The sequence below is a fragment of the Mesorhizobium sp. M7A.F.Ca.CA.001.10.2.1 genome, assembly GCF_003998575.1.
Taxonomy (GTDB): domain Bacteria; phylum Pseudomonadota; class Alphaproteobacteria; order Rhizobiales; family Rhizobiaceae; genus Mesorhizobium.
Map to the genome: position 1 here is coordinate 1 of NZ_RZQY01000274.1, position 7474 is coordinate 7474.

General features: G+C 65.0%; 9 protein-coding genes and 1 pseudogene. 6 read left to right on the forward strand and 4 right to left on the reverse strand.

Annotation, left to right across the window (positions count from 1 at the left end):
* The first annotated feature begins 113 nt into the window (after window positions 1-113).
* The 6 genes from EN964_RS18310 (at window position 114) to EN964_RS18335 (ending at window position 2845) form a co-directional block, all read left to right on the forward strand.
* On the forward strand, window positions 114-245 hold the full coding sequence (locus EN964_RS18310) for a hypothetical protein (RefSeq protein ID WP_245490665.1): 132 nt from the start codon (window positions 114-116) through the stop codon (window positions 243-245).
* Between the two features lie 163 nt (window positions 246-408).
* Window positions 409-840 (forward strand): EF-hand domain-containing protein, encoded by a 432-nt coding sequence (locus EN964_RS18315; RefSeq protein ID WP_127269066.1) that lies wholly within the window; start codon window positions 409-411, stop codon window positions 838-840.
* A 71-nt stretch (window positions 841-911) separates the two neighbouring features.
* The gene (locus tag EN964_RS18320) at window positions 912-1454 is read left to right on the forward strand and encodes an RNA polymerase sigma factor (protein WP_127269065.1); all 543 of its coding nucleotides are present in this window, start codon (window positions 912-914) and stop codon (window positions 1452-1454) included.
* A gap of 86 nt (window positions 1455-1540) precedes the next feature.
* Window positions 1541-1993, forward strand: a complete 453-nt coding sequence (locus tag EN964_RS18325; protein ID WP_127269064.1) for a hypothetical protein — start codon at window positions 1541-1543, stop codon at window positions 1991-1993.
* Window positions 1990-2445: a periplasmic heavy metal sensor gene (locus EN964_RS18330; RefSeq protein WP_127269063.1), complete on the forward strand. Its 456-nt coding sequence runs from the start codon at window positions 1990-1992 to the stop codon at window positions 2443-2445. Before EN964_RS18325 ends, EN964_RS18330 begins: the two co-directional genes overlap by 4 nt.
* Before the next feature lie 112 nt (window positions 2446-2557).
* A complete protein-coding gene (locus tag EN964_RS18335) occupies window positions 2558-2845 on the forward strand; it encodes a GCG_CRPN prefix-to-repeats domain-containing protein (RefSeq protein ID WP_127269062.1) in 288 nt (95 codons plus the stop codon).
* A gap of 120 nt (window positions 2846-2965) precedes the next feature.
* Here EN964_RS18335 and EN964_RS18340 read toward each other — a convergent pair whose 3' ends face one another.
* The 4 genes and pseudogenes from EN964_RS18340 to EN964_RS18355 all read right to left on the reverse strand — a co-directional run.
* Window positions 2966-4546 carry an indolepyruvate oxidoreductase subunit beta family protein gene (locus tag EN964_RS18340; RefSeq protein WP_127269061.1) on the reverse strand — a complete coding sequence of 527 codons (1581 nt, stop codon included), beginning with the start codon at window positions 4544-4546 and terminating at the stop codon, window positions 2966-2968.
* A complete protein-coding gene (locus EN964_RS18345; protein WP_127271584.1) occupies window positions 4539-6692 on the reverse strand; it encodes an indolepyruvate ferredoxin oxidoreductase subunit alpha in 2154 nt (717 codons plus the stop codon). Before EN964_RS18345 ends, EN964_RS18340 begins: the two co-directional genes overlap by 8 nt.
* A gap of 101 nt (window positions 6693-6793) precedes the next feature.
* Window positions 6794-7276, reverse strand: coding sequence for a MarR family winged helix-turn-helix transcriptional regulator (locus EN964_RS18350; RefSeq protein ID WP_127270494.1), 483 nt, complete (start codon window positions 7274-7276; stop codon window positions 6794-6796).
* Window positions 7276-7474, reverse strand: a pseudogene (locus EN964_RS18355) (FAD-dependent oxidoreductase); the annotation flags it as partial. The pseudogene EN964_RS18355 and the gene EN964_RS18350, both read right to left, overlap by 1 nt.

The following is a 7474-nucleotide window of genomic DNA, read 5'->3' on the forward strand; positions in this document are numbered from 1 at the left end:
ATTGTCGAGACACCGGTTTGGTGTGTAAATCATGGCCTCAGCATGGGAGGTCAAATATGCCCAACTATTTCAAGCCCGGAGACGTCGTCAGACTGAAATCCGGAGGTCCCAGGATGACGATCAGCGATGGGGCAGCCTCGGGCATGTATCTGTGCCACTGGTTCAATCGCGAGGGCGAGGTGTGGACCCCGCAACATGCCGGGTTCAAGCCCGAACAACTGATTGCGGCCGACCAGTCGGACTAGAGTTCCTTCCATCCCGATCGAGCCGGGATGGGCACCCTCTTTTGTCCGGGCGTGAACGGATCAGCAGGCGCGACCGACGGATTTTCCGGGTCGCGGCGTTTAACGGTTGAAGCGCGATGGCGGCACAAGCCGTCTGCGTCGCGCCAACCTGGAGACGCACAGCATGATCCGCCGTTCGATATCAGTCGTTGCCTTGAGTTTGCAGACCGTTGCGGCTTTCGCCCAGGCAACGACGCCGCCTGCACCGCCGACCGCCGCGCCACTTGCCGCGCCAGGCGCTTCGGGGACCAGGTCCGACATCACGCTGGCCAAATTCCAGAAGCGGCGCGAAAAGGCGATCATGGCGGCCGACACGGATGGCGACGGCAAGATCAGCCTGCTGGAATGGGAGGCCTTTCAGACGAAGCGCAACGTCAAGGGCGACGCCGCCAAATCCTTCGCGCGGATCGATTCCAACCATGACGGCTTCATCGATCGCGCCGAACTCGATGCATTCTTCGCCAGGCGCTTCGCCCGGCTGGACAAGAATGCCGACGGCATTTTGACGGCCGACGAACTGCCGGGCCACAAAACCGCTCCCAAGCCGAAGCAATGACCAAGAGGTCAAGCAGGGAGCAATGACCAAGAGGCAATGACGCGCGATGAATATCGGGAGTTCGCCGACTGATGGCTGCGGATCCGGACGAGGAGCTGGTTCGCCGTGTTGGCGCCGGCGAGCCGGCAGCGGTGCAAACCCTCGTCGCGCGCAAGCTGCCGCGTATCCTGGCGCTTGCCGTGCGCATGCTCGGCGATGCGGCGGAGGCCGAGGATGTCGCCCAGGAAACCTTCGTGCGGATCTGGCGCCATGCCGCGAGCTGGCGGCGCGGCAATGCGCGCTTCGACAGCTGGATCCACCGGGTGACGCTCAACCTTTGCTACGACCGGCTGCGTCGCAGGCGCGAGTGGGTGACCGGCGACCTGCCGGAGATGGTCGACCCCGCGGCACTTCCCGATGCCCCTCGCCAGGAGGAAGCGCTTCGGGTCGAACGGGCGCTGCAAGCCATAGCGCCGCGCCAGCGCGAAGCCATCGTTCTGGTCTACTATCAGGAGATGTCCAATATCGAGGCGGCAGCGACCTTGCAGATCAGCGTCGATGCCCTGGAGAGCCTGCTTGCGCGCGGCCGGCGGTCGCTGCAGGCGATCCTGGCGGGGGATGGCGCCGATGAGTAAGCACCGGGCAAGCACCAACGCACCACGGCCATTGCGCCTTGCTGGTGCCGCTTGGCGCCCGGCGCCGACGGGCAAGGGGGCGACACATGGCTGAAGGATCCAGGAACGAACCCGCAATGGATGCCAGGCGCTTTGCCGTCTTGGCCCAGGCCTATGGCGGCGACTTGCGGCGATGGCCCGAGGCTGAGCGAATGGCCGGCACGGTCTTTGCCGCGAGCGGCGCGGGCAAGGCCATCTTGAGGCAGGCCGGGACACTTGACGCGCTGCTCGACAGCTACCGCGTCGACGCCCCGGACAAGGCACTGCACGGCAGCATTCTGCAGGCTGCCGGCCGGCACCTCGTCCAGCGCCGGCGTAAGCGGTTCTGGTGGCTGGGGCTGGGACTTGCCGGCATTGGTCTGGCCGGTGCCGTGGCAGGGCTGGCCCTGGTGACCATCGTCACGCCGGAGGTCCAGCCGGACCATTATGTGCTGGATGCCAATGCGACGGCGTTTGGCGATGCCGGCCCCGCTGCCGAGAACGGTGAGGAAAGCCTATGAGCACGCGCTGGGTCCGTGGTCTGGTTATTGCTTCCGTGGTGCTGAACGTCTTTCTTGCCGGCGCATTCGTCGGCGGTGCGGTCTGGCTGAGAAATGCCAAAACAGGTGTCTCGCTGGAATCGGCCGGCCGACAACTTCCCGACCAGGATCGCAAGGCGTTCCGCGAGGCGCTGCGCCAGGTTCGCGTGCAGTCCCGTCAGATCATTCTCGATGGCCAGCAGGCCAGGCAGCAGGCAGCGGACCTGCTGCAACAGCCTGTCATGGACAAGGCCGCCGTGTCGGCGGCCCTGGAGCGGGCACGCAACGCCGACGCGACGGTTCGCACCCGGCTCGAGCAGGCCATTGTCGACTTCGCGGCGAACACATCACCCGAAAACCGGAGCGTGCTGGCACAGGCATTGCTGCGCCACATGGAACGCCGCGCTGCCGTGGCGCCGAAAAAATCGCCATGACGACCGACGGAAAATGCTCGAGACGCCGTTTAATGAAGAGAAGGGACAAGCCTGCCCGATCGCACCGTGCCGGGCGGCCATCTTCAAACTCGAATGCACTCGGAGCCCAATTATGAGTCGCCTGAAAAACTATGCAGCAGCCGCTATCCTGGCGGTCAGTGGAACTGTCGTGACCGCCACCGCGTCCAGCGCGATGCCCGTCATGTCTGTAACCCATCCGGCCGCCCCGGCATTGGTCGAGCATGTCCGCTGGGGGTGCGGCATCGGCTGGCACCCGAACCGATGGGGCCGTTGCGTGCCGAACGGCGTCGTCGTCGTGCGCCCGCACTACCATTACTGGCACGCTCCGGTCTATGGCTGGCACCCGCACCATCACTGGCGCCGCTGGCACCATAACTGATCGAAGCACGGCGGGGCCAGGCACCTGGCCCCGCGTCAGCGCCGGCGCACGGGCAATCCTGTCAGCCAGCCCGGAGTTAAGGTTAGCGCCGCTCCAATCCGTGGACGCCCGCTAGATATCTCAGCCGATTGGGTCCGGCCCCAGCGTCGCCACCGTCTTCAGCGCGCCGTCGAGCATGTCGCCCTTCTCGTCCTTCAGCGCCATCTCGCGCAGGCGGCGGATCCAGTCGGCGGCGTCGGCTCGGCCCTTGACCAGGTCGAGCGCCGACAGCACGCGGTCGAATTTCGACTGTGCCCGGACATGGGTGTCGCTGTAGCCCTTGATCAGCCGGCGGCAATTGAGGATCTCGACGGCCAGTGCGTAGTCCTGGGGCACATGGTCGAGAGCCAGCGCGTACCAGCGATCGAGATGCGCGACCTCGACCTTGTGGCGCAGCAGACTACGGCGCCAGCGGCGCAGGCCGCCGATGAACCACAAAGCGGCAAAGCCGGCAAAACTGTCGGTGCGGATGCGGCGGCCATGATTGATGCGGCGATCGAGAAGGGCGGCGAGCTTCGGGCGGTCCTCGATGTAGCTGCCCAGACCCGCCGGCAGCGTGCCGCAGAACTCCTCGATGCGCGGGTGGAAATATTCGGTCACCTGCAGGATCGAGCCGTCCTTGACGCCGACCTCGCGGCGCACACGTTTGCCGCGCGTCGAGCGCGTCTTGAGATCGGCGACGCGGATCATGTCGTCGTAGCATAGCGCGTTGGCCAGATGCTTGGCAGCAGCGATCGACAGGCCATAGCCCTGAAGCGGCCCGTCTAGCGCGACGGCCTTGTCCAACCGGTCGAGATACTCGCGCCCATAGGCGATGTCCTGATAGTCGACGACCTTTCTCAAGCCCCGAAGTGCCATGTCGCGTACGGCTACCGGCAACAGGTCGATGCGGTCAGCCAAGGCCTGCCAGCCCTGCAGCAGGTTTTGCGGGCCACTCACCTGTCCTGTGCCCAGGGCAGATTCGACAATCGCGGGCTCAGCCGGCTTCTGCGCCGGTGCTGCCGTGCCGCGCGCGCGGTCAAACGCAGCGCCGAAGGCAGCAAGGCTGGCCTTGACGCCCCGGCCGCCGGCACCGATCGCCTGTTCGTAGCTCTCGCGGGTGAAGGGCAGCGCATCGGACCCCGCTAGCGCGCCAAGCAGGCTGGCCGAGATCATCGAGCCATTGTCGGCTGCGATCTTTTCCATGTCGAAAGCGATGAAGCGCTTCGATGCGGCTTCCGCCGTCGCATGCACCTTGGAGGACGAAGCCCGGCCATCGCCCGGTTCGATCTTTTCCGACACGGCGGCGATGCGGTGCGACGAGGCAATCAGCGTGGTGCGGTCGGGCGTGACGAAGCCGCGAATGATGGCACGGCCGGCTTCCATCAATTCGGCGGCGATCAGGATGTCGACATCGCCCTGCGACGGCGACAGGGCAAAGACCGGCAGCCGGCCGGTGTCGCGGGCCATCTCGACATAATAGATGGTGGCGCCGGTACGCTGGGCGACACCGGCGACCGAGGTCGATTGCGCAACATAGCCGTTGCGCTCGGCGACATCGGTGATCCAGTCGGCGAGCACGCCACCGCCCTGGCCGCCGACCGCCAGCACGGCGAGCTTGATGACACGCTCGCTATCCTGAGCGCCGGCGCGGGCGCGAAGTGGGGGGACAGCGTCAAGCATCGGCGAAGGTCAGCCGCCGGCTTTCGCGGCGTCGCTGCAACAGGCTGATGGTGGCGCGGCGCGCGGCTTCCAGGAAACGGTCCCAGCGGCTCGGATTGTGGACGACGTCGGCGCGGTAGAAGGATGGGCAGAGCACTGCCGCATCGGCGACCTCGCCGCAATTGCCGCAGCCGACGCAGCTCTGGTCGATATGAGCGACCGGATCGTCGCGCAGCGGATCGTCTGTTGACTTGACCGACAGCGAGGGACAGCCGGACAGCCGCATGCAGGCATGGTCGCCCGTGCAGATATCCTCATCGACACCGAATTTCGGTTTCACGACACGGGTCCCGCCCTTGATCGCCTTGTCGACCAGCGGCTTTTCGCGGCGCTGCCGGTTGAGCATGCATTCGGACGAGGCGACGATGACCTTCGGCCCTTTCTCGTCCGTCGTCAGCGCCTCGCGCAGCGTGTCCTGCATCTTGGTCACGTCATAGGTGCGGTCGACATGGCGCAGCCATTTGACACCCATGCCTTTGACCGCCTCGGTGATCGGATGTTTCGTCGACTTGGTCTTGTTGCCGGCGCGGGACGAGAGGATGTCCTGCCCACCCGTGGCCGCCGAGTAAAAATTGTCGACGATGACGATGACGCCGTCGTTCTTGTTGAAAACCGCATTGCCGATCGAAGAGGTCAGGCCGTTGTGCCAGAAGCCGCCATCGCCGACGAAGGAGATCGAGCGGCGCTTGGCATCGGGCGAATTGAAGGCTGAGGCGGAGGCCGGGCCCAGGCCATAGCCCATGGTGGTGGCGCCGAGTTCGAAAGGCGGCATGATCGAGAACAAATGGCAGCCGATGTCGGATGCGATATGGTGCTTGCCGAGTTCCTGCTCGACCAGCTTGGTCGCGGCAAAGATCGGCCGTTCCGGGCAGCCTATGCAGAAGCCCGGCGGACGGCCCGGCACGACATTGATCAGGTCGGCTGCGTCGACGCCGTCACCGACCTTGTTGGGCGCGCGCACTTCGCCGGGCAGAAGATGCGGCGCATCGGCGCGCAGGAAGGCGCCGATGCCGTCAAGCATGACCTGGCCGGTGTATTCGCCGGCCATCGGCAGGTACTCCTTGCCGACCAGCCTGGTGCCGCGACCGGCCTTGTGCAGCATCGAAGCAAAGGCCTGTTCGATGTAGTTGGGCTGGCCTTCCTCGACGACCAGCACCGCCTGCTTGCCCTCGCAGAATGACAGGAACTCGTCATCGATCAGCGGATAGACGGCGTTGAGCACATAGAGCGGCACGTCGGTGTCGCCATAAATGTCGGCAAGGCCGAGCCGCTGCAGCGCGCGGATGACCGAATTGTACATGCCGCCCTGCAGGACGATGCCGACCGAACCATGATCCGAGCCGAAGAACTCGTTGATCTTGTTCTTGGCGATGAAGTCCACCGCCGCCGGCCAGCGCTTCTGCACCTTCTCCTTCTCATGCAGGAAGGACGCTGGCGGCAGCACGATGCGGCCGGTGTCGCGGCGCGGTGCGTCAAGCGCATCGGCGACAGTCATCGGCGGCCGTTTGTTGTCCTTGGCGATGAAATGGCCGTGGACGTGGCAGCAGCGGATGCGCACCTGCAGCATGACCGGCGTGTTGGAAATCTCCGACAGTTCGAAACCGTCCTCCACCGCCTTGACGATCGATGGCAGATTGGGGCGCGGGTCGAGCAGCCAGACCTGGCTTTTCATGGCGAAGGCGTGGCTGCGCTCCTGCATGATCGAGGAGCCCTCGCCGTAGTCCTCGCCGACGATGATCAGCGCGCCGCCGGTGACCCCGCCGGAGGCGAGATTGGCGAGCGCATCGGAGGCGACATTGGTGCCGACCGTCGACTTGAAGGTCGCGGCGCCACGGATCGGGTAGTGCACCGAGGCGGCCAGCATGGCGGTGGCGGTGGCTTCCGAGGCGCTGGCCTCGAAATGCACGCCGAGCTCGCCCAGGATATCCTGCGCGTCGGCCAGCACGTCCATCAGATGGCTGATCGGCGCGCCCTGATAGCCGCCGACATAGCCGACGCCGCATTGCAGCAGCGCCTTGGTGATAGCGAGGATGCCTTCGCCGGCAAACTCCTCGCCGGCGCCGAGCCGGAGTTTCTCGACTTCCTTGGCAAAAGACCGTTCGGCCATTTTTTCAATCCTTCCGTTACCGCCTGAGGCTGGCGGCGCGTAGGTCTATCTGCTTGAGCATGACCTCTTCCGAAAACCGGGATCCACTTTTCGGGGTCATGCTAGATGTCGTGCTTGCGAATGTTCTTCAGCATCTTCAAAAGCGTGGCGATGAGTGCGGAATATTCGGCGTCGTCGATGTCGTCGAACATCGCCTCGAAGGCATCGTGCATGGCCGGCCAGGCGCGGGTGAACTCGGCGCGGCCCTCATCGGTCAGGAACACATGGCGGATGCGGCTGTCGGTGACGCCCTGCTCGCGCCGTACCAGACCCTGGCCCTCCAGTGAGTCGAGCGTCCGGCTCAAGGTCGACTGCTCGATCACCGTATAGACCGAGAGGTCGTTGACGGTGATGCCGTCGGTGACCGACAGCACGGCCAGCGTGCGCACCTGCGGAATGGTCAGGCCCTGCTTGCGGAAATCGTCGCGCAAGGTGGCGTTGTAGCGGCCCATGATGCGGTTCATCAGATAGGGCGCGAATTGCTGCAGGCCGATCTGCCCCAGGGTCGAAATGCGCTGGCGCTTCTCAGTGACCTTCTCTTCCATCACAGCCTCCCCGCCAGGAGAAAGCCGGAACCGCCGCCAAGGCCGGCCCCCGGGTGGGTCGAGGCGCCGATATGGTAGAGGCCCTTGATGCCGGTCTGATGGTTGCGGCTGGTCTTGAACGGCCGCCAAAGGAAGGACGGGTCGATGGTCGAGGAACCGCCATAGGGATCGCCGCCGACCAGATTGATGTTCATCGCC

Coding starts and splice junctions, on each gene's coding strand:
- EN964_RS18350 (WP_127270494.1), bottom strand. CDS start 7,276: ATGGAAGAGAAGGTCACTGAGAAGCGCCAGCGCATTTCGACCCTGGGG.
- EN964_RS18310 (WP_245490665.1), top strand. CDS start 114: ATGACGATCAGCGATGGGGCAGCCTCGGGCATGTATCTGTGCCACTGG.
- EN964_RS18320 (WP_127269065.1), top strand. CDS start 912: ATGGCTGCGGATCCGGACGAGGAGCTGGTTCGCCGTGTTGGCGCCGGC.
- EN964_RS18315 (WP_127269066.1), top strand. CDS start 409: ATGATCCGCCGTTCGATATCAGTCGTTGCCTTGAGTTTGCAGACCGTT.
- EN964_RS18345 (WP_127271584.1), bottom strand. CDS start 6,692: ATGGCCGAACGGTCTTTTGCCAAGGAAGTCGAGAAACTCCGGCTCGGC.
- EN964_RS18330 (WP_127269063.1), top strand. CDS start 1,990: ATGAGCACGCGCTGGGTCCGTGGTCTGGTTATTGCTTCCGTGGTGCTG.
- EN964_RS18340 (WP_127269061.1), bottom strand. CDS start 4,546: ATGCTTGACGCTGTCCCCCCACTTCGCGCCCGCGCCGGCGCTCAGGAT.
- EN964_RS18335 (WP_127269062.1), top strand. CDS start 2,558: ATGAGTCGCCTGAAAAACTATGCAGCAGCCGCTATCCTGGCGGTCAGT.
- EN964_RS18325 (WP_127269064.1), top strand. CDS start 1,541: ATGGCTGAAGGATCCAGGAACGAACCCGCAATGGATGCCAGGCGCTTT.